We start from the raw sequence: 19,093 nt of genomic DNA, 5'->3' as shown, positions 1-19,093 counted from the left end.
TCTATTCTTTTTTCTGTTTATCTTCCTTTTTTGTCTTCTCTTCCGGTTTTTTTCTTTCCTGCATGTCCTTCATGAACATTTCGTGGAACTCCGGTGCGGAATGTTTCAGGGATAATGGTCTTCCTTCCCGGTTGATAAAGCAGTGTTTCGATGTGCCCCGGCAGTGCACCATCCCTGTCTTATCAAGGACCACATCATATACAAGCGTCAGCTTGATCCCGTTATATTCCCTGATCTGACATTCAATACTGACTGTATCTCCAAAATGCACCATCCGCAGGTAGTCTGCGGTCACTGACAATACGGGGCTTAGGATCCCCTTCTCCTCCATCTTCTCATAGCCTATACCAAGCCGTTCCATATAGTCCGTCCTGGCTTCTTCAAACCAGCGGATGTAGTTGGAATGATGGACGATTCCCATCTGATCCGTCTCGTAGTACTGTACCTTATGCTGATAAGCTTTCTGCTCACCCATCCTCTTTCGCCTTCCTTTCAAACAAACTTTATCGAAACAGGCTGTCGAAGAAAATATAAAAGTCCCTTACAGCAATCCATACTGTAAGGGACGAGTCTGCTCGCGGTTCCACCCTGTTTGAACCGGCTTTTTCACGCCGGAACCACTTCATTTCATGATGATAACGGAATCACCGTGCTGTTTTACAGCCGCTCCAAGGTGGTCTTCGGACGGTTCCAAGGTAAGGAGCTTTCAGCCGGCGGCTCCTCTCTCTGTCATCTTTTTCCCATCTTACTCTTCTCTTCAACGCTTTCTCATATATGCTACCATTATAAACACCGGATTTTTCTTTGTCAACACTTCTTTTTGATCCACGCCTTCCACACTGCAAAAAACTCCCGGACCATATAGTTGATAAGGAGCACCGGATGGCAGCCCGCCGCCATAGGACAGGCTTTGCGGTATCCAAGGCTTTCTGCCAGCAGGCAGGCCCGGTACAGATGAAAGTTGTTGGAAACGATCCCTACAGGCTCCTCCACACTTCCGATCAGCGCCTTTGAAAATCTTAGGTTTTCTTCTGTGGTCGTGGATCGGTCCTCCAGAACCAGTCTCTTCGGATCAATGCCCTTCGCCTTCAGGTAACCGGCCATTGCTTCCGCCTCGCTAACTGCTTCGCCTTCTCCCTGTCCGCCGGACAACACTGCCCGGGCATACGGATGAGTCTCCAGATACCGAAAGGCTCTGTCCAGCCTCCGCTTCAGAGAATCCGTGACCCGGTCTCCTTCCACGTGTGCTCCCAGCACGATCAGCCAGGCACAGTCTGCCTCCTTCCTGCTATTCATACAGGAAAGAATCTTTCCCTCTGTATAGAGGAAAATTCCTGCTGCCAGTGCCAGCAGTATGTATATCACCGGATCAAGCTCTGTGATCCGGAGCAAAATCCCGCAGACCACAAAAGCAGCTCCCGCTGCCGGCCAGAATCTGGCAAACGTAGAATCCCATTTACGAAGACTTATGCAGATCACTGCATAGTAAAGGAAACAGAAAGCTGCACAGATGAGAAGTCCTATTTGCCACAGCATTTTTTATACTTTTTCCCGGAGCCGCAGGGACACGGGTCATTACGGCCAACCTTTTTCTCTTTCCGGACAGTCCTGGATTCCCTCTGCTCCTTATACAGCCTCTTTAATTCCTCTTCGGAAAAGATCTCCTTCCACTGCGGAAGCTCATACAGCCACTCGGCCCTGGCATCCACCATATTTTTATACAGCTTTTCCTTGTCGAACGCAAGGCTTACTACAGTATCCTCATCCATGGTCTCAATGGGGTTTTCCTCTTTCAGGCTTTCATTGATCCCATCCAGGAATCCCACCATGGTCAGGACTTCCTGTCCATATTTTTCTGCCAGCTCTTTGACAGTGCCTTTTACTTCCTCGTCCGGATTGGTAAGAAGCTGTTCATAAATCTCCTTCTCGATCTGGAAATATGTCCCCCAGAATCTCTGAAGTCTTCCTTTGTCTGCAGTCTCGTCATATGCGATATCTCTCCACTGCTGTAATAACGTACGACTCATATCTTGATACTCCTTTGTATTTATTTGCATTTTTGTTCTGTACTCTATATAATATACTAAAGTCTAATTCAGATGTAAAGGATGATTCGAATGAAAAAAGCAAAACGTATACTGGCGCTGCTTGGCGCGTCAGTCCTGATCTTAATGTATCTTTGTACCCTGGTCTTTGCGCTTATGGACCATCCGGCCGCCGCAGACCTTCTGCGGGCCTCTATCGGGTGTACGATCCTCATCCCGGTTCTTCTCTATGGTTTTCTGCTGGTATACAGGCTGCTCTCTCACGACCAGGACAACGAGGAGGAGAGATAGACCTCAAACGGTATCAGTTCTTCCGGCATGTCCGTTTCCTGTTTGTCTCTCCTTGCTTTTCTTTTGTTCAGATATTCTTCGATCGACAGAACATTATTTTCCGTCAGCTCCCGTTTTTTCTGGTACATATGGATTCCTCCTTTTCTTTTTATTTATACTTGATTCCCCTTTTTAAGCTCCGACATTATTATTATATTGTCGTGCTTTTTATTATATGCATAAGATGTGACCATGTTATGTCAATATTATAAAATAATCCTAAGACATTTCTTAACAAAAGCCTAAGAAATATAACAAAAAAAGCAGACGCTTTCTTTGCGTCTGCCTTTTATTTTCTAACGGTAAATAATATCATTTCTGCCCGGTCCGTTGGAAACCATGGTGATCGGATAGCCAATCTCACTTTCTACGAACTCGATATATTTCCTGCAGTTTTCCGGAAGTTCTTCGTATTTCCGGATGCCTCGGATATCACATTTCCATCCCGGCAGCTTTTTCAGCACCGGTTTTGCCTTTTCCAATAGATGCGTTGTCGGGAAGTCTGTCGTTACCTCTCCGTCTATCTCATAGCCGACACATACCGGGATCTCATCCAGATATCCCAGCACGTCCAGAACTGTAAACGCCACATCAGTGGTTCCCTGCATCCGGCAGCCATATTTGGATGCCACGCAGTCAAACCATCCCATTCTTCTTGGACGCCCCGTGGTTGCACCGAACTCACCGCCGTCACCGCCGCGTTTTCGCAGCTCATCAGCCTCTTCTCCAAAGATCTCGCTGACGAAAGCTCCTGCCCCCACGGCACTGGAATATGCCTTGCACACTGTGATCACCTTCTGGATCTCATAAGGCGGAATCCCTGCCCCGATTGCTCCATAAGCCGCCAGTGTAGATGAAGACGTTACCATCGGATAAATTCCGTGATCCGGATCCTTTAATGTTCCAAGCTGGCCTTCCAGCAGCACCTCTTTTCCTTCCTTCAAGGCATTATGAAGGAACAATGCTGTATCACACACATAAGGTGCGACCATTTCTTTATATTCCTGAAGCTCTTTATATAAATCCTCCGGGGAAATGGCTGGCTTGTGATAGAGATGTTCAAGAAGTACATTCTTCTGCTCTGCCACTCTTACTACCTTTTCTTTTAACAACTCATCATCAAACAGCTCGCTGACCTGGAATCCGATCTTTGCATACTTATCTGAATAAAACGGCGCAATCCCCGACTTTGTAGATCCAAAGGATTTTCCTCCCAGCCTCTCTTCTTCGTATGCATCAAAATTTTTGTGATAGGACATCACGATCTGTGCCCGGTCTGACACCAGGATTTTCGGCGCCGGCACGCCTCTGTCGACGATGGACTGGATCTCTTTGAACAATACCGGGATATCCAACGCCACACCATTTCCGATGATGTTCGTCGTATGCCCGTAAAAAACACCGGAAGGCAGTGTATGGAGCGCAAATTTCCCGTAATCATTGACAATTGTATGTCCGGCATTTGCCCCTCCCTGAAACCGGATGATAATATCCGCCTTCTCGGCCAGCATGTCCGTGATCTTTCCTTTTCCTTCATCTCCCCAGTTAGCGCCTACTACCGCTTTTACCATTATCCATTCCTCCTGTGCGAATAAACTGACTTGCAAAGCCACTTTAGCATTATACTACAAAAAGCTTTTTCTGTCTACATCAACGGTGCGAACAAACGCAATACCTGCCCGATGATCTTTGTAAGCATGGTACGCTTACGGACCTCGATCAGAGTGACCTTATGGCATTTCGCCAGTGTCTGCTGGAAATCCCGCTCAATCCGGTCAATCTCCGAATTATTGTAGATGAATACTCCGTTCTCAAAATGCAGATACAAACTCCGGTAATCCAGGTTGATCGTTCCCACCGTAGCCGTATCATCATCTGAAACAAACACCTTTGCATGGACAAACCCCGGCTGATATTCATAAATCTGCACGCCGCCTTCTATCAGCTCTCTGTAATAAGTCTTTGCAACTGCAAAAGCATACCATTTATCCGGGATATGAGGCATGATGATAATCACCTCTATCCCGCTCTTAGCCGCTCGCTTTAGGGTGGTAAGCATCTCATTGTCCAGGATCAGATATGGCGTCATGATATGTACATATTTTTTTGCGTGGTTCAGAATATGAAAATAAACCTCTTCTCCCACGTTCTCATTGTCAAAAGGGCTGTCCGCATAAGGGATCACATAGCCAAGCTCCCGGCGCAGCTCCTTTCTCTTCGGAGTCAGATACCGCTTATAATTCTCCGCTTTCCGCTCATCCGCATTCCACATCTGCAGAAAGATCATAGTCAGACTCTGCACCGCGTCTCCTTTGAGCATTACCGCTGTATCCTTCCAGTGCCCGAACCTGACCTTGCGGTTAATATATTCATCTCCCAGGTTGATCCCCCCGGCAAACCCCACTTTTCCGTCAATCACACAGATCTTGCGGTGGTCACGGTTATTCTGGGTTGTAGAAAGAAAAGGGCGTACCTTGTTGGACATCTTGCATTTGATCCCGTACTTCCGGAGCCGCGCCGGATACCTGTACGGGAGCATAGAGATGGCGCACATGCCGTCATACATAAAACGGACCTCTACTCCTTCCTTGACCTTTTCCCTTAGGATCTGAAGGATCGATCCCCACATATAGCCTTTTTCCACAATAAAATATTCCATAAAGATATATTTTTTTGCTTTCCTGAGCTCCTGGATCATTGCTTTAAACTTATATTCCCCCAGCGGAAAATACTTCACATCCGTATTGCGGTATGTGGGGAATCCCAGCTGATTCGACAGATAGTAGGCCAGATTTGCATTGGCTGATTTGCTGGCCCAGATGGCGTCGATCACGTCCGTATCCTGCTGCATGTACGGATCTGTCTCGATCTTTAACGCGGCCAGGCGGTTCTGCATATATCTGGTCCCCACCTGCATTTTTACAAAAATATAAAATACAACGCCAAAAACAGGCACGGCCAGGATACAGAGGATCCAGGTCATCTTAAAGGCCGGATTCCCCTCCGCATTGATCAGATAGATCAGCGTCACTACCTGAAGTATTATCGTGGCTCCATATACATAATGAATGTATTCATGCAGATAAAACACTGTCCCTGCCATCATGGCGATCTGCACCACCAAAAGCAGGAGAATGATCCCGGTTCTGCTGAATACAATACGGAATAATCCTTTTTTTGCTGTACTTGGTTCCTGCTGACTGCTCATAATAATAATTCTCTCCTTTTTATCCAGCTCTCCTGATACACGCTACAGTGTAACATACTTTGCGGTTCTTCTCAACTTACAGCTATTTTCTTTTGTACAGGTATTTTCTTTTGTTTTTTGCGGAAAAATGATACAATATGTGTTATGATATAGAAAGCACAGAATAACGAAAGGAGTTAATCACTATGGCCAAGTGGGTAAAACGTTTCTTAAGTCTGGCTGCCGTATGCGGTGCCGTTGCCGGTGTTGTCTATTATTTCAAAAAGCAGTCTTCGGATCAGGACGATGAATTTGCAGACGATTTCGAAGATGAAGACTTTGATCTCGACAGCGATCTGAAGCCTGTTTCAGACCGGGAATATGTTCCGCTGAATCCAAAGCCGGAAGAAACAGACAGTGCAGACGACGCCGAAGCTGATACGGCAGACGATGCCAAAACAGCAGATAACGGCGAAGAAGGCAAAGAAGACAAGGACGCCACAGATGCATCATAAGAAAAAAGGAACCTGCCTCACAGGAGTCACTCTCTCGTGAAGCAGGTTTTTTATAGCTGTTTTCTTATTTTTTTTCTTTCCAGCAGCGGATCAGAAGCCGGGCAGCTTCTCTGATCTGCGTCTCCGTCAGGTTTGCATAGCCAAGAAGTATCGTGGCCTCTCCTTTTGCCTCCTGCCGGATCCGGTAATCCTTCATCCCGTAAACCCGGATCCCTTCCTCCTCCGCAAGACGGATCAGTTCTTCTTCCGTCTCGTTATTCTGAAAGTGCAAAAGCAGATGTACCCCCGCATGCTCTCCCGAGATCCTGCAGGTTCCAAGGAGAGGCTTCAGCTCCTCGATCAACGCGTCATGCCTGCCTTTGTAAAGAGCGCGGGTCTTATTCAAATGTCGTTCATAATATCCCTCTTCGATGAATCTCTGCACGATTCTCTGATCCACCTTAGAGACTGTAGAATGGATAAAACGGTTCTTCTTTTCGTATGCTGCAAGCAGCGGCTCCGGAAGGACCATATAGCTTAATCTGATGGCCGGTGCAATGGACTTGGAAAAAGTCCCCAAATAGATCACCTTTCCGTGGGCGTCCATTCCCTGCAGCGCCGGAATCGGTTTGCCTTTATAGCGGAATTCACTGTCATAGTCATCTTCGATAATATAGCGCCCCTCTGCCCCGTCGGCCCATCGAAGCAGTTCCTGACGGCGCCGGATCGGCATTACGATCCCTGTCGGATACTGATGGGAGGGCGTCACGTAGGCGATGTCCGCATCCGTATCCGCAAGCGCCTTTACTTCCATCCCGCTTTTGTCCATGGGAACCGGCACCGTTTCATAGGAGAGACAGCAAAAAAGCCGATAGGCCTGCATATAAGTAGGGTCCTCAAAAGCAAGCGTATGTTTTCTTCCGAGAACCGAGCTAAGAAGCATCAGCATATAATCATTTCCGGCTCCGATGATCACCTGATCCGGGGTACACTCCACCCCTCTCGCCTGATAAAGATAGTTGCAGATTGCATTGCGGAACCCATACTCTCCTTTTGAATCTCCGGTCCTGAAAAGCTCGGTCTGTCCGTCCAGCAAAGTCTCCCTTGAAAGCTTCCTCCAGACATTGTAGGGAAAACTGTTTAAGTCCACGCCATTGGGCGTGAAATCAAAGCGGTATGTCTTCCGGGGCATTTCCGGGCTCTGTGCAGGATTTCTGGAGCGCTTCAGCCGATACAGTTCTTCAATCTGCGCCACAAAGTATCCGCGGCACGGCTCTGACTCCACATATCCTTCCGATAACAGCTGCTCATAGGCAAGCTCTACCGTACTGCGGCTTACCTCCAGATGCCTGGACAGCGCTCTGGTAGACGGGAGCTTCTCCCCATACGGAATCTTTCCATTCTGGATATCCGTCTTGATATACGCATAAATCTGCTCATACAGCGGCGTTTTTACATCAGTCTTCAGGTTGATCGTCAATTCATTCATCGTAAGCTTCTTTCCTATTTTTTCGGCAGCTTAAAGGAACTCTTCAAAGATACGATCCGGTTAAACACCAGATGCTCCGGTGAGGAATCCCTGGAGTCGATGCAAAAATAGCCATTCCGCACAAACTGGAAGCTGTCGTGTGCCCCCGCCTCTGCAAAGCTGTCTTCTACATAACAGCAGGTACGTACTTCCAGCGAATTCGGATTCAGGTTCAAAGATCCGTCTTCTTTATTATATACGCCCTTTTCCTCATCGATCAGGTTTTCATACAGCCGGACTTCAGCCTGTTTTGCATGGGATGCCTCCACCCAGTGGATGGTTCCTTTTACCTTCCGTCCGGTAAATCCGGTGCCACACTTGGTCTCCGGATCATAGGTACAATGAACGGTGGTCACATTGCCGTTTTCATCCGTTTCGTAGCTTTCGCATTTCACAAAATATGCATGCATCAGCCGCACCTCATTTCCCGGAAAGAGACGGAAATACTTCTTCGGAGGCTCGATCATGAAGTCCTCTCTCTCAATATACAGTTCCCGTCCAAAAGGAAGCTTTCTCATGCCAAGCTCAGGATTTTCCATATTATTATCCACATCCAGGTACTCGATCTGTCCTTCCGGATAATTATCAATCACCAGACGGATCGGATCCAAGACTGCCATCATCCGCGGCCGCTTCATTTTCAGATCCTCGCGGATGCAGTATTCCAGCATAGCGTAGTCCACGGAGCTCTGGCTCTTGGACACGCCGCACATTTCCACAAACATCTTGATAGACTCCGGCGTAAATCCTCTGCGCCGCAGCGCCGCGATGGATACAAGCCTTGGGTCGTCCCAACCATCTACAATACCGTCCATGACCAGCTTTTTGATATAGCGCTTTCCGGTCACCACATTGGTCAGATACAGCTTGGAAAACTCGATCTGTCTCGGCGCCGGATCAAACTCACACTCACGCACTACCCAGTCATACAGCGGACGGTGATCTTCAAACTCCAGCGTACAGATGGAATGAGTGATCTTCTCCACTGCGTCCTCGATGGGGTGTGCAAAGTCATACATCGGATAGATGCACCATTTATCCCCGGTATTGTGATGGTTCATATGGGCCACCCGGTAGATGACCGGATCCCGCATGTTGATATTCGGAGAAGCCATATCGATCTTCGCCCTTAAGACCTTCTCTCCATCCTGGTATTTGCCATCCCGCATCTCCTCAAACAGGCGGAGATTTTCTTCCACAGAGCGGTCTCTGTACGGGCTGTTTTTCCCCGGCTCGGTCAGAGTCCCCCGGTATTCGCGCATTTCCTCTGCTGTCAGGTCACAGACGAAAGCCTTTCCCTTTTTGATCAGCTTGACCGCACATTCATACATCACGTCGAAATAATCCGACGCAAAGTAAAGATGCTCCTTCCAGTCTGCTCCCAGCCATTTCACATCTTCCTTGATGGACTCTACAAACTCCAGATCCTCTTTGGTCGGATTGGTATCATCGAATCGCAGATGGAACGTGCCGTTATATTTTTCTGCCAGGCCATAATTCAACAGTATGGATTTTGCATGCCCGATATGCAGATATCCATTCGGCTCCGGCGGGAATCTGGTGCAGACCTCGGTGTAGACACCCTCTGCCAGATCCTTATCTATTTCCTGCTCGATAAAATTCTTGGAAACCACTTCTTCTCCCATGTTGTTCCTCCTCATTCTACGTAACTGTACCTTATATTATCATAAATATTTTTTTGAAACAAGGCGTTTATCCATTCTGGATTTTGATAGAAAAAAAGACTCCCGAAAAGGGAGTCCAAGCTGCCGAGCGGAATCGAACCGCCGACCTCCGCCTTACCAAGGCGACGCTCTACCGACTGAGCCACGGCAGCACGCATATCTGTCATATGCAACAGTAGTAATATACAATACACAGGACCTGTTTGTCAATATCCTTTTTTACATTTTTTACTCTTTTTCTCTTTCCAGGATTTTTGCCGTCTTGGCCTTGATCCTCTGGAGAGCATTGTCCACCGTTTTGGGGCTCTTATCCAGAAGTCTTGCTATTGTCTTGTAGTCCGTCCCCCTCAGATGGAGATAAAGCACCCGTTTTTCCAGATCACTTAAACTCTCTTCCAGCCTGCTCTCGATCAACTCCGCATACTCCCGGCTGACAAAGAGCTCCTCCGGACTCGACTCCTGTCCGGCGGGCATGGTCTCGATCAGTGGAGCGCTCTCTTCGTGATCTTCATAAAAAGACACATAGGTATTCAAAGGACTGTGTTTCTTTCTCCGGGATGCGGCAATCGCCGAATACATCTGCCGGTTGATACACAGTCTGGAAAAGCTGAAAAAGGAGGCTCCCTGCTGTCCATCATAATCCTGCACCGCCTTAAAGAGGCCGATCATCCCCTCCTGGATCAGATCTTCATTCTCTCCGCCCAGAAGATACATGGCATTGGCTTCTTTGCGGACCTGATCCTTGTATTTTTCCATGATATGGTCCAGCGCATCCCTGTCGCCTTCCCGGTATCTGCGGATCAGTTCTTCATCCGCCATCTGCCCGTAATTTGGCATCCTTATGCCTCCCTCCCACTGATTCCTCATCTGTTTTCCGTTTTTGTCTCCTGCATTAGCCAAGGCGCTGTCTGACGATCTCATAGGCCAGAACGCCCGCCGCCACCGATGCATTCAGGGAACTGATCTGTCCTTTCATGGGGATCGACGCCACAAAATCACAGGTTTCCTTGACCAGGCGTCCCACGCCTTCGCCTTCGCTGCCGATCACCAGACCGATAGGGCCCTTCAGATTCAGGTCATACATACGTTCGCCGTCCATATCCGCACACACGAACCAGAGTCCCTGTTCCTTTAATTCCTCCATGGTCTTCACCAGATTGGTCACCTTCGCCACCGGGGTATAATGAAGCGCTCCCGCCGACGTCTTTGCCACCACCGCTGTAAGGCCTGCCGCCCTGCGCTTCGGAATGATTACGCCGTGGGCTCCCGCCAGGTTTGCCGTACGGATGATAGCTCCCAGATTATGGGGGTCTTCAATATTATCCAGAAGGATCAGAAACGGATCCTCACCACGCTCCTTTGCCAGCGCCAGCATTTCTTCCACCGTGGAATACGCATAGGATGCAACACTTGCGATCACTCCCTGATGCTTTCCTGTCTCTGAGAGCTGGGACAAACGTTCCTTCCCTACAAACTGGACAATGGTATCCTGTTTCCTTGCTTCTCTTAAGATTGTCTGTACCGGGCCGTCCTTACAGCCGTCCTGGACATAGAGCTTATCTACCGTTTTTCCGGACCGAAAGGCCTCCAGTACGGCATTTCTGCCCTCGATCATATTTTCATTGGTTCTCTTTTCTTCTCTCATGAACTTCTCCATTCTGCCGCCTGTCCGCTATTTACGACTCTTCCAGGCTCTCAAGCCCGGTCTTTACCAGCTTAAGCATCCGCTCCCAGTCCTTTTTCAGATACAGGTATCCCATCAGAGCCTCAAAGCCGGTTGCTCTGCGATAATCCGTTACCGACTGGTTTTTGGCCGGGGACACGCTCTTTGAATTCCTTCCCCTTTTATATACCGCATGCTCCTCCTCTGTCAGTTCCTCCTGGAGACGCCTCATCATCTTCGACTGGGCAGACGCCTGCACCAGGGCACTGGTCTCTTTATGGAGTTTCTGTACCGGCTTATTACCCTCATTGACTACCAGTGTCCGGATCAGAAGCTCATAGATCCCGTCCCCGATATAGGCCAGTGTAAGAGGGGAATACTCCTGTATCTCCACCTCTCTCAACTGAAAGATTTCCTGCATGGCGGCCTCAAACTGCCACTCTACGCTTTTTTCCATTTTACGCCTTCTCTCGTATCTTCCAGAATGATCCCTTTTGCCAGCAGTTCGTCCCGGATAGCATCTGCCTTCGCAAAATCCTTTGCCTTTCTTGCCGCCTGTCTCTCTTCGATCATTTTCTCGATATCCTCGGCAAGCATTTCTTCTTCCTTATCCACGATCAGCCCCAGCACGTCGCACAGCTTCGTAAGACGCTCCAGGAGCTTCTTCAGATATTCCGCGGAGCTTTCCTCCGAGGTATTGGTATTAATATATTTTACCAGATCAAAGACGGCTGCCACCGCGTCTGCCGTATTGAAATCATCATCCATGGCAGCTTCGAATTTACCCACAAATTCCTCTGTCTTTGCGTAAGCTTCCTGTTCTGCCTCTGTGATAGCCTCTTCTTTTGCATTCTTCATCCGGAATTTCAGATTTTCCGCTGCATTTACGATACGCTCCAGTCCGTTTTTCGAAGCTTCCATCAGATCCGCGCTGAAGTTTAAGGGGCTCCTGTAGTGAGCGCTGAGCATGAAGAAACGCAGCACCTGCAGATCATACTGCTCGCTGATCTCCCGGACCGTCCGGAAGTTTCCGAGGGACTTGCTCATCTTCTTATTGTCAATATTCAGGAACGCATTGTGCATCCAGTATTTTGCGAATTCTTTGCCGTTGGCCGCTTCACTCTGAGCGATCTCGTTTTCATGGTGCGGGAATACCAGATCCTCGCCGCCTGCATGGATGTCGATCTGCTCACCCAAATACTTCTTGGACATCTCGGAGCACTCGATATGCCATCCCGGACGGCCCTCGGACCAGGGCGACTCCCAGAAAGGCTCTCCTTCTTTTTTCGGCTTCCAGAGCACGAAGTCCAGCGGGTCTTCCTTTTCATCCTCTCCGGTTACAAGAAGGGCACGCTCTCCGGAACGCAGGTCATCCAGATTCTTATGAGACAATTTGCCGTAATCCTCGAACTTCCGGGTACGATAGTAAACGGTGCCGTTCTTTTCGTAAGCATAACCCTTGTCGATCAGTGTCTGGATCATATCAACCATCCCGCAGATCTCCTCCGTAGCCAGCGGATTTTTCGTGGCCGGCTTGATGTTCATGCCTTCCATGTCTTTTTTGCACTCTGCAATATAGCGCTTCGATATCTCGTCAGCAGACACTCCCTCTTCAATGGCCTTTTTAATAATCTTGTCATCCACGTCTGTAAAGTTGGAAACAAAATTCACATCATAGCCTTTATACTCGAAATACCGGCGGACTGTGTCGAACACGATCATAGGGCGCGCATTTCCAATATGGATAAGGTTATAGACGGTAGGTCCGCAGACATACATCCTTACTTTTCCTTCTTCCATAGGGACAAACTCCTCCTTTTTCCTGGATAAAGTATTATATAATTCTATCATCTTATTTTCCTCCTGAATCTTCTTTATTTTTAACCGATTTTCTCTTCCTGATGAAACTTGCAGATAATCTCCTCCAGCTCTTCGATCTTCCGGCGCATCCACAGATTATCATTCTGAAGCTTAAGAATATCACTGCTAATAGGATCCGGCAGATGTACCTGATCCAGATCCATCCGCGGAATCCGCTGATTTTCTCTTTTTACGATCCGCCCCGGCACTCCTACTACTGTACAGTTCGGCGGAACCTCTTTCAGAACTACGCTGCCGGCACCAATCTTCGAATTTTCTCCGATGGTAAATGAGCCCAGCACCTTGGCTCCGGCGCTTACCATCACGTTATCCTTCAGGGTAGGGTGACGCTTGCCATGTTCCTTACCGGTACCGCCAAGGGTAACGCCCTGGTACAGAGTCACATTATTTCCAAGCTCTGCCGTCTCCCCGATGATCACTCCACTGCCATGGTCGATGAACAGGCCCTTCCCGATCGTCGCACCCGGATGGATCTCGATCCCTGTTTTCCTTGCAGCCCGCTGAGATACCCATCTTGCCAGAAAATAATGTTTTTTCTGATACAGCTTATGAGCAACGCGGTAACGCAGGATTGCCTGAAAGCTGGGGTATAAAAACACCTCCATGTTAGACTTGATCGCCGGGTCTCGTTCACGGATTACCTGTATCTCTTCTTTTACATAAGATATAATTCCCATACACACGCTCCTTTTATGATTTTCAGAATAGGGTCTCTTATAGAATAAAAAACTTCGTCTCCTGCATGCAAGAGACGAAGTATATCCGCGGTTCCACTCTTTTAGAGATTCCTTTTCTTAGTTCCCGTTACTCAGGGCAGAAAAGTCCTCTCCTCTTTCGGACGCCTAACGCGCGTCTGACGTACCCGGCTACCCGATGCTCTGTCTGGCCTTTCATGCCGCACTTTTCGCTCGCCGGATCGACTCCCGGATGCACTTCACAGACACTTCCGCTTAAAACTGCTCTCAGCCGGTGACAGTTTCTCTCTGGCAGCCTATGTTATCTGTTACTCTTTCCGTTCTACGTCTTTTTCGTATAGGTTATATCATATGTGAAAATCTGGGTTTTGTCAACACAAATCCCGGAATCTCACCTGTGTTTTAAACAGATCTCCGTCAATTTCTATGCCAAACTCCCCTCCCTGAAGTTCTACAAAGCTTTTCACGATGGCAAGTCCAAGCCCTGCACCTTCTGTATTTCTGGAGGCATCTCCTCTGACAAACCGCTCTGTCAGCTCCTGCCCCTGAATGTTCAACTCTTGTTCGGAAATATTCTTCATCCGGATCACCGCCTGGTCATCTTCCCGCAGGATCTCAATAAACACCCTGGTATGAGGCATGGCATACTTTACGATGTTCACCAGCAGGTTTTCAAAAATCCGATAGGTCTTCTGACTGTCCAGACGGACGGTCAGCTTTTCTTCCGGATAGCTGCATCTGAAATCCAGGTCAGCCTTTTTGATCTTGTCCTCCAGCTCCAGCTTTACCTGCTTGAACAGGTTAACCACATCCACATCCATTAGCTCCAGCTTCACATTTCCAGAGCCCGCCTTGCTGATCTCAAACAGATCCTCGATCAAGACTTTCAGCCGCTGGGACTTCTTCTCCAGCACCTCCACGTATTCCTTCTGCTTTCCCGGATCCTCTTCCTTTTTTAGAAGATCCACATAAGTAATGATTGCCGTCAGCGGAGTCTTCAGGTCATGAGACACGTTGGTGATAAGTTCTGTTTTCATCCGCTGGCTTTTCACCTCTTCCTCCACCGCTTTTCCGAATCCCTCCTGGATCTTTTGAAGGCTTTCCGCCACCGGTTCAAAAAGCCCCGTGTCAGCGGGAATCTCGGTCTTTAGATCCCCGTTTGCGATGGCCGCCGCCGCTATATTGAGGCGGTCATATTTCTCACGGATATCCCGGAAGTACCCTCTCAGGAAGTAGAATAATACTGCGGAATAAATCACCAGCAGGATCAGGCCATAGTACCAAAAGCAGGTAATTACTGCCAGGATCACAAAATTAAGTCCCACCACCTTCAGGATCATCCGGTTATTTACGTCAGATAGTTTCAGGTCCAGCAGGGTGTCCATCGCCCGTTTCCGCCATCTTCCCATGGTTTCCCAGGCTTCTTTTACGCCTTTTCGGATGCCGCACTTCTGGGACACCAAAAGAGAATATTCCTTGAAATACGGTATAGGTCCAAGGACAAAGATCCGCCTCAGGTTTCCTGCCGCCCAGTAGACAACCGCAAAATACAGAAACCATACTGCAAGATCCAAAGGCCCTGCCACGCCATCACTTCGGCGGATCATCCATCCTGCATTTACACACACTGCTGTAATGACCAGGACAGCTGCAATGCACACCACTTCCAGCGGCGCCCGGAACACCTTTTCGTCTCCGGTGTTGAAAGATTTGACCAGCGGATATAAAAGCGCCGCAGCAGCCACCAATAAGCTCAGCCCGAAGATATGCGTCTGTCCGTCGCCCGGCAGCAGATCGTCTGCATAGTAAAAATGCTCTTCCAGATATGTCCAGAGGTTTCCCTCTGTCATCGCAAAGGTAAATTCTCTGTTCGCAGGCATCGGAATATCATACTCCGAAGGCATTTCCCCCCAGTAATCCCCTGCCTCCAGTCCATTCAGGACCCTCCGGAATTCCCGGGCAATTTCCGCACGGTCCGGCCCTTTCCGGACCCGGATATCCGCCTCCCCATTTCCGTCATAGCTTAAGTTCAGTGCAATGGCATAATTCGAGAAGTCTCCCTCTGTCAGATCCTCCCCTGTAGGCGCCACACTCTGCGAAATAACGTCGCCGTCCCCATCTGCCATCACATACTCCAGGTAAGGATAGAATTCGTCATATTCCTGCAGGGTGCTGGGGATGACGTCTTCCAGACTCATGCCCGCATATCCGGTTCCTTCTTCCCCCCACGAAACGTCCCTGTCTTCTTCAAGATAAATGACCCAGGAGGCCTGGACAAACTGCCTTAAGAAATCCTCGGAACGAAGCATTGCCTGCCTTGAATTTTCCTGTTCCTCCTTCATCTGGTTTTCATAAAGGCCATAGTACGATGTTATATTTGCCGTTGCCATCAAAAGAGTCAGTATGATCAGCACTACCGCCAGCTTATGCCTGTTTTTCAATTTTGTATCCAACTCCCCACACCACCTTCAAATATTTTGGTTCTCTGGGATTGATCTCAATCTTCTCCCGGATATTTCTTACATGCACCATGATCGTATCTGTGTTGACGGCCCGCTCATGCCATACCCATTCATAGATCTCTTCCGCTGAAAACACCCGCCCCGGATGTGTCATCAAAAGCAGCAGGATCTTGTATTCTGTCGGCGTCACCTTCACCAGCTCCCCGTCCACCGTCACTTCTACTCTGTCCTCATTGAGTTCCAGTCCGCCAACGATATGTATATGCTCCTCTTTGGTATTCTGATCCAGCTTTTCCATAAACCGCCGGTATCTGCGGAGCTGGGAATTTACCCTTGCCAGAAGTTCCATAGGTGTAAATGGTTTGGTCACATAATCATCCGCCCCCATGTTAAGCCCCAGGATCTTATCCACTTCCTCTGACTTCGCCGATAAAAATATCACCGGGAAATCATAGCTTTCCCGCAGTTTCATCGTCATCTGGATCCCGTCCATCCTTGGCATCATAACATCCACAATGGCCAGGTGGATTTCTTCTTTCCGGATCACATCCAGGCCCTCGATACCATCCGCAGCCTGGAACACTTCATATCCCTGGCTTTTTAAATATATCTCGATCCCTTCCCGGATTTCCTTGTCATCTTCTACGATCAGCACATGGTTCATTTCCATAGTATCTTTCTCCCCTCGTTTTCTTTCCTGTCTTAATGATACGATTTTATGCAAATATCGTAAAGACCTTCCTCCTTTCTATCTAACAGCATAGCCCATATTTCTTAAGAGCATCCGGACAAATTTCTAAAGATATTCTGAAGAAAACAAGTGCAGAAAACAAGTGCAAAAAGAAAAGAGCCCTTCCGAGCTCTTTATCCTTTATCCCTTATACCATTTCATTCAGATAGATTTCAGAAAGCGGAAGGAGCTTTTCTAATTCCCCGGCCATCCGGTCTGACATACTGACGCCCTCTTCCTTTCTTAATTCTTCTATGGATTTCACGCCAAACACCAGGTCGGCAAGCGCCCGGACGCTTATCACGCCCTCGCTGTTCTCCGGCTTTGCATCCATCAGCATGACTCCTGAGAACTCAGTCCCCATAAGGGTCAGGCACCGGTTATTTTCCTCGATGATGGGATCTGTCACCGTAAAGCACACACCTGTTAGTTCAGAAAGCTCAAGAGACATCAGCATCCTTCTTACGTCCAGGATCCGCACCATGATCCTGCCCTGCTCCGGATGTTCTTCCGGCACCCAGATGCCAAAATCCGTGATCTTCCCTTGCGCATCTCTCTTTAAAAGGAGCTTCCCGCCGTCACTTTCATATTCCCGCAGCATCCTGAGATAATAGTCTTCATCCCGGACAGCATAGACCTGGCAGCTCTTCTTAAGGTTGTCGCTGGCCCACTCCGATAGTTCCTGGCAGTCTTTCCCTCCTGCCTGTATCCATCCTTCCAGATCCTTTACATAGGGCCTTGTCTGTTCAAATACCGTACGGAAATCATAGGGCTCATAGATTCCCTTTGCCGCCGGCATCAGGAAAGTAAATATCTCCCCCTCCCGGTACATATCCTCAAGCGCCCGCCTCAGGACGGCTCCCATATATCCCCGTCCGCGGCACTCCTTTTTCGTAGCCACTGCCACAATATAATGGGTTTCCTTCCGGCTTCCATTTACAGATAAGGTATAAGGATTCAGATGAGCCATGGAACAGATCTTTCCCTCTTCCTCCAGCACATATATCTGATTGTTCTTTGTCTTTTCTGTATAGTAATAATCGGTGAAAGCCTGGCTGTCCTCCGGAAATGCCTCTTCATAGAGGAACCTGGTCATCCCGTGTTCTTCCGTCTCTAATTTTCTGACGTTCATGACTCTTCGCCTCCCTGCATCCGCGGACAGCCGCCGCAGCCGGCACAGCCCGCCTCGGTGGAGGCCGCCGTATAACTGTAGTTCGCCACTGTTTCCAGGGCTGCTACAGCCTGTGCCGAGATTCCTTCCCCGCTTCCGGTAAATCCAAGCCCTTCCTCCGTCGTTGCCTTGATATTCACCTGGGAAACCTCCAGGTGCAGTACTTTTGCCACATTTTCCCGCATCTCTTCAATATGCGGTGCCATCTTGGGCCTCTGTGCGATGATGGTGGCATCAATATTACTGATCACATAAAGCTCCTGCCCGATCAGATCACCCACATGCTCCAGCAGCTTCAGACTGGACGCCCCTTTATACGCCGGATCCGTATCCGGGAAATGCTTCCCGATATCGCCTAATGCCGCCGCCCCCAGGAGTGCATCCATAATCGCATGAAGGAGCACGTCTGCATCCGAATGTCCCAGCAGTCCCTTCTCATATGGAATCCTGACCCCTCCAAGGATCAGATCCCTGTCTTCCACCAAACGGTGAACGTCATATCCCATCCCGATCCGCATCTCTACTTCTCCTCTTCTTTTTCTGCATCCTCTAGCGCCCGTTCCATCTCTTCTGCATCATCATCCATCATTTCTTTATAATCATGGGTGGCCAGCTTTTTAATCGCAAGACCTCCCCACACAACGCCAAGAAGCGCAAAGGCCGCTCCGGCCAGCGCATAGATCACATAGTGTTCCGGCTGATCAGCCAGTGATGACCTGATCAGGTTCCCGCCTACATATAAAAGCGCCAGGCCCGCAATCACCCGAAAAGTCAATGTCTTTTTATCCAGCATAGATTTTCCTCCATCCTTTTCTCATATTGAGTCAATTTTGTTTGTATTATACATGATTTATCTTTCTTTGTAAAATGAAACGGACGGCAGTCTTAACTGACCTGCCGTCCGTTTCATCATTTCCCTCTTCCTCAGTCTGTGCATAAAAAATAGCGGGAACTGGATTTGAACCAGCGACACCACGGGTATGAACCGTGTGCTCTAGCCAACTGAGCTATCCCGCCACATTTGATATGGGGCCTATAGGGCTCGAACCTATGACCCTCTGCTTGTAAGGCAGATGCTCTCCCAGCTGAGCTAAGACCCCATATTCCTGCGGGTCCGTACCTCGAACCCGCTTTGCTATTATACTATTAAAAAACTCCAAATGTCAACACTTTTTTTCATTTTTTTTAGATTCTCTGAAAAACCTGAAGTGAAAAGTTTATT

General features: G+C 48.6%; 20 protein-coding genes, 3 tRNA genes and 2 other annotated features. Of the genes, 2 read left to right on the top strand and 21 right to left on the bottom strand.

The window, feature by feature from the left end; genetic code table 11:
- Nucleotide 1 precedes the first annotated feature (1 nt).
- The 3 genes from BKD12_RS08740 to BKD12_RS08730 form a co-directional block, all read right to left on the bottom strand.
- A complete protein-coding gene (locus tag BKD12_RS08740) occupies nt 2-475 on the bottom strand; it encodes an acyl-CoA thioesterase (RefSeq protein WP_070088945.1) in 474 nt (157 codons plus the stop codon).
- Nucleotides 476-558: 83 nt separating this feature from the next.
- Nucleotides 559-770: a binding site (T-box leader), on the bottom strand.
- 37 nt (nt 771-807) lie between these two features.
- Nucleotides 808-1,536, bottom strand: a complete 729-nt coding sequence (locus tag BKD12_RS08735; protein ID WP_070088944.1) for a YdcF family protein — start codon at nt 1,534-1,536, stop codon at nt 808-810.
- Entirely contained in the window at nt 1,521-2,027 is a 507-nt protein-coding gene (locus tag BKD12_RS08730) for an SEC-C metal-binding domain-containing protein (protein ID WP_070088943.1), read from the bottom strand. The genes BKD12_RS08735 and BKD12_RS08730 overlap by 16 nt, the downstream gene beginning before the upstream one ends.
- A gap of 90 nt (nt 2,028-2,117) precedes the next feature.
- Between BKD12_RS08730 and BKD12_RS08725 the strand changes: the two genes are divergently transcribed.
- The gene (locus BKD12_RS08725) at nt 2,118-2,336 is read left to right on the top strand and encodes a hypothetical protein (RefSeq protein WP_070088942.1); all 219 of its coding nucleotides are present in this window, start codon (nt 2,118-2,120) and stop codon (nt 2,334-2,336) included.
- Here the strand turns inward: BKD12_RS08725 and BKD12_RS16935 are convergent.
- The 3 genes from BKD12_RS16935 to cls form a co-directional block, all read right to left on the bottom strand.
- Nucleotides 2,306-2,464: a hypothetical protein gene (locus BKD12_RS16935; protein ID WP_176730949.1), complete on the bottom strand. Its 159-nt coding sequence runs from the start codon at nt 2,462-2,464 to the stop codon at nt 2,306-2,308. The genes BKD12_RS08725 and BKD12_RS16935 overlap by 31 nt on opposite strands.
- A 207-nt stretch (nt 2,465-2,671) precedes the next feature.
- Nucleotides 2,672-3,946, bottom strand: coding sequence for an adenylosuccinate synthase (locus BKD12_RS08720; RefSeq protein ID WP_070088941.1), 1,275 nt, complete (start codon nt 3,944-3,946; stop codon nt 2,672-2,674).
- 74 nt (nt 3,947-4,020) lie between these two features.
- Nucleotides 4,021-5,583, bottom strand: a complete 1,563-nt coding sequence (gene cls, locus BKD12_RS08715) for a cardiolipin synthase (protein ID WP_070088940.1) — start codon at nt 5,581-5,583, stop codon at nt 4,021-4,023.
- A gap of 185 nt (nt 5,584-5,768) precedes the next feature.
- Between cls and BKD12_RS08710 the strand changes: the two genes are divergently transcribed.
- Complete coding sequence (locus BKD12_RS08710) at nt 5,769-6,077, top strand: hypothetical protein (protein WP_070088939.1); 309 nt, start codon at nt 5,769-5,771, stop codon at nt 6,075-6,077.
- A gap of 64 nt (nt 6,078-6,141) precedes the next feature.
- Here the strand turns inward: BKD12_RS08710 and pdxR are convergent, their stop codons facing one another.
- The 15 genes from pdxR to BKD12_RS08635 all read right to left on the bottom strand — a co-directional run bounded on the left by pdxR (nt 6,142) and on the right by BKD12_RS08635 (nt 18,971).
- A complete protein-coding gene (pdxR, locus tag BKD12_RS08705; RefSeq protein WP_070088938.1) occupies nt 6,142-7,545 on the bottom strand; it encodes a MocR-like pyridoxine biosynthesis transcription factor PdxR in 1,404 nt (467 codons plus the stop codon).
- A 14-nt stretch (nt 7,546-7,559) separates the two neighbouring features.
- On the bottom strand, nt 7,560-9,230 hold the full coding sequence (locus BKD12_RS08700) for a glutamine--tRNA ligase/YqeY domain fusion protein (RefSeq protein WP_070088937.1): 1,671 nt from the start codon (nt 9,228-9,230) through the stop codon (nt 7,560-7,562).
- 118 nt (nt 9,231-9,348) lie between these two features.
- Nucleotides 9,349-9,421: transfer RNA gene (locus tag BKD12_RS08695), tRNA-Thr, on the bottom strand.
- A gap of 76 nt (nt 9,422-9,497) precedes the next feature.
- Nucleotides 9,498-10,106 (bottom strand): sigma-70 family RNA polymerase sigma factor, encoded by a 609-nt coding sequence (locus BKD12_RS08690; RefSeq protein ID WP_070088936.1) that lies wholly within the window; start codon nt 10,104-10,106, stop codon nt 9,498-9,500.
- A gap of 55 nt (nt 10,107-10,161) precedes the next feature.
- The gene (gene rlmB / locus BKD12_RS08685) at nt 10,162-10,914 is read right to left on the bottom strand and encodes a 23S rRNA (guanosine(2251)-2'-O)-methyltransferase RlmB (protein ID WP_070088935.1); all 753 of its coding nucleotides are present in this window, start codon (nt 10,912-10,914) and stop codon (nt 10,162-10,164) included.
- 31 nt (nt 10,915-10,945) lie between these two features.
- On the bottom strand, nt 10,946-11,389 hold the full coding sequence (locus BKD12_RS08680) for a Mini-ribonuclease 3 (protein ID WP_070088934.1): 444 nt from the start codon (nt 11,387-11,389) through the stop codon (nt 10,946-10,948).
- On the bottom strand, nt 11,374-12,780 hold the full coding sequence (gene cysS, locus BKD12_RS08675; RefSeq protein ID WP_070089463.1) for a cysteine--tRNA ligase: 1,407 nt from the start codon (nt 12,778-12,780) through the stop codon (nt 11,374-11,376). The genes BKD12_RS08680 and cysS overlap by 16 nt, the downstream gene beginning before the upstream one ends.
- A gap of 32 nt (nt 12,781-12,812) precedes the next feature.
- Complete coding sequence (epsC, locus tag BKD12_RS08670) at nt 12,813-13,490, bottom strand: serine O-acetyltransferase EpsC (RefSeq protein ID WP_070088933.1); 678 nt, start codon at nt 13,488-13,490, stop codon at nt 12,813-12,815.
- 67 nt (nt 13,491-13,557) lie between these two features.
- Nucleotides 13,558-13,842, bottom strand: a binding site (T-box leader).
- 37 nt (nt 13,843-13,879) lie between these two features.
- Complete coding sequence (locus tag BKD12_RS08665) at nt 13,880-15,961, bottom strand: sensor histidine kinase (protein ID WP_070088932.1); 2,082 nt, start codon at nt 15,959-15,961, stop codon at nt 13,880-13,882.
- Nucleotides 15,933-16,640 (bottom strand): response regulator transcription factor, encoded by a 708-nt coding sequence (locus BKD12_RS08660; protein WP_070088931.1) that lies wholly within the window; start codon nt 16,638-16,640, stop codon nt 15,933-15,935. The genes BKD12_RS08665 and BKD12_RS08660 overlap by 29 nt, the downstream gene beginning before the upstream one ends.
- Nucleotides 16,641-16,848: 208 nt before the next feature.
- Nucleotides 16,849-17,832 carry a GNAT family N-acetyltransferase gene (locus tag BKD12_RS08655; protein ID WP_070088930.1) on the bottom strand — a complete coding sequence of 328 codons (984 nt, stop codon included), beginning with the start codon at nt 17,830-17,832 and terminating at the stop codon, nt 16,849-16,851.
- Nucleotides 17,829-18,389, bottom strand: a complete 561-nt coding sequence (ispF, locus tag BKD12_RS08650; protein WP_070088929.1) for a 2-C-methyl-D-erythritol 2,4-cyclodiphosphate synthase — start codon at nt 18,387-18,389, stop codon at nt 17,829-17,831. The genes BKD12_RS08655 and ispF overlap by 4 nt, the downstream gene beginning before the upstream one ends.
- 2 nt (nt 18,390-18,391) lie before the next feature.
- Nucleotides 18,392-18,664: a hypothetical protein gene (locus BKD12_RS08645; RefSeq protein ID WP_070088928.1), complete on the bottom strand. Its 273-nt coding sequence runs from the start codon at nt 18,662-18,664 to the stop codon at nt 18,392-18,394.
- Between the two features lie 150 nt (nt 18,665-18,814).
- Nucleotides 18,815-18,888 (bottom strand) — tRNA-Met (locus BKD12_RS08640).
- 10 nt (nt 18,889-18,898) lie between these two features.
- Nucleotides 18,899-18,971, bottom strand: a tRNA-Val gene (locus BKD12_RS08635).
- Between the last annotated feature and the right edge of the window lie 122 nt (nt 18,972-19,093).

This window comes from Merdimonas faecis (genome assembly GCF_001754075.1).
In the GTDB taxonomy this organism is placed as follows: domain Bacteria; phylum Bacillota; class Clostridia; order Lachnospirales; family Lachnospiraceae; genus Merdimonas; species Merdimonas faecis.
This window is presented reverse-complemented; position numbering and strand designations above follow the sequence as displayed.

Bases quoted from the DNA above. Each gene is read 5' to 3' on its own strand.
- BKD12_RS08725 (WP_070088942.1), top strand. From the start codon at position 2,118: ATGAAAAAAGCAAAACGTATACTGGCGCTGCTTGGCGCGTCAGTCCTG.
- BKD12_RS08730 (WP_070088943.1), bottom strand. From the start codon at position 2,027: ATGAGTCGTACGTTATTACAGCAGTGGAGAGATATCGCATATGACGAG.
- rlmB (WP_070088935.1), bottom strand. From the start codon at position 10,914: ATGAGAGAAGAAAAGAGAACCAATGAAAATATGATCGAGGGCAGAAAT.
- BKD12_RS08700 (WP_070088937.1), bottom strand. From the start codon at position 9,230: ATGGGAGAAGAAGTGGTTTCCAAGAATTTTATCGAGCAGGAAATAGAT.
- pdxR (WP_070088938.1), bottom strand. From the start codon at position 7,545: ATGAATGAATTGACGATCAACCTGAAGACTGATGTAAAAACGCCGCTG.
- BKD12_RS08740 (WP_070088945.1), bottom strand. From the start codon at position 475: ATGGGTGAGCAGAAAGCTTATCAGCATAAGGTACAGTACTACGAGACG.
- BKD12_RS08645 (WP_070088928.1), bottom strand. From the start codon at position 18,664: ATGCTGGATAAAAAGACATTGACTTTTCGGGTGATTGCGGGCCTGGCG.
- BKD12_RS16935 (WP_176730949.1), bottom strand. From the start codon at position 2,464: ATGTACCAGAAAAAACGGGAGCTGACGGAAAATAATGTTCTGTCGATC.
- BKD12_RS08680 (WP_070088934.1), bottom strand. From the start codon at position 11,389: ATGGAAAAAAGCGTAGAGTGGCAGTTTGAGGCCGCCATGCAGGAAATC.
- BKD12_RS08710 (WP_070088939.1), top strand. From the start codon at position 5,769: ATGGCCAAGTGGGTAAAACGTTTCTTAAGTCTGGCTGCCGTATGCGGT.
- BKD12_RS08655 (WP_070088930.1), bottom strand. From the start codon at position 17,832: ATGAACGTCAGAAAATTAGAGACGGAAGAACACGGGATGACCAGGTTC.
- BKD12_RS08720 (WP_070088941.1), bottom strand. From the start codon at position 3,946: ATGGTAAAAGCGGTAGTAGGCGCTAACTGGGGAGATGAAGGAAAAGGA.
- ispF (WP_070088929.1), bottom strand. From the start codon at position 18,389: ATGCGGATCGGGATGGGATATGACGTTCACCGTTTGGTGGAAGACAGG.
- BKD12_RS08735 (WP_070088944.1), bottom strand. From the start codon at position 1,536: ATGCTGTGGCAAATAGGACTTCTCATCTGTGCAGCTTTCTGTTTCCTT.
- BKD12_RS08660 (WP_070088931.1), bottom strand. From the start codon at position 16,640: ATGGAAATGAACCATGTGCTGATCGTAGAAGATGACAAGGAAATCCGG.
- cls (WP_070088940.1), bottom strand. From the start codon at position 5,583: ATGAGCAGTCAGCAGGAACCAAGTACAGCAAAAAAAGGATTATTCCGT.
- epsC (WP_070088933.1), bottom strand. From the start codon at position 13,490: ATGGGAATTATATCTTATGTAAAAGAAGAGATACAGGTAATCCGTGAA.
- BKD12_RS08690 (WP_070088936.1), bottom strand. From the start codon at position 10,106: ATGCCAAATTACGGGCAGATGGCGGATGAAGAACTGATCCGCAGATAC.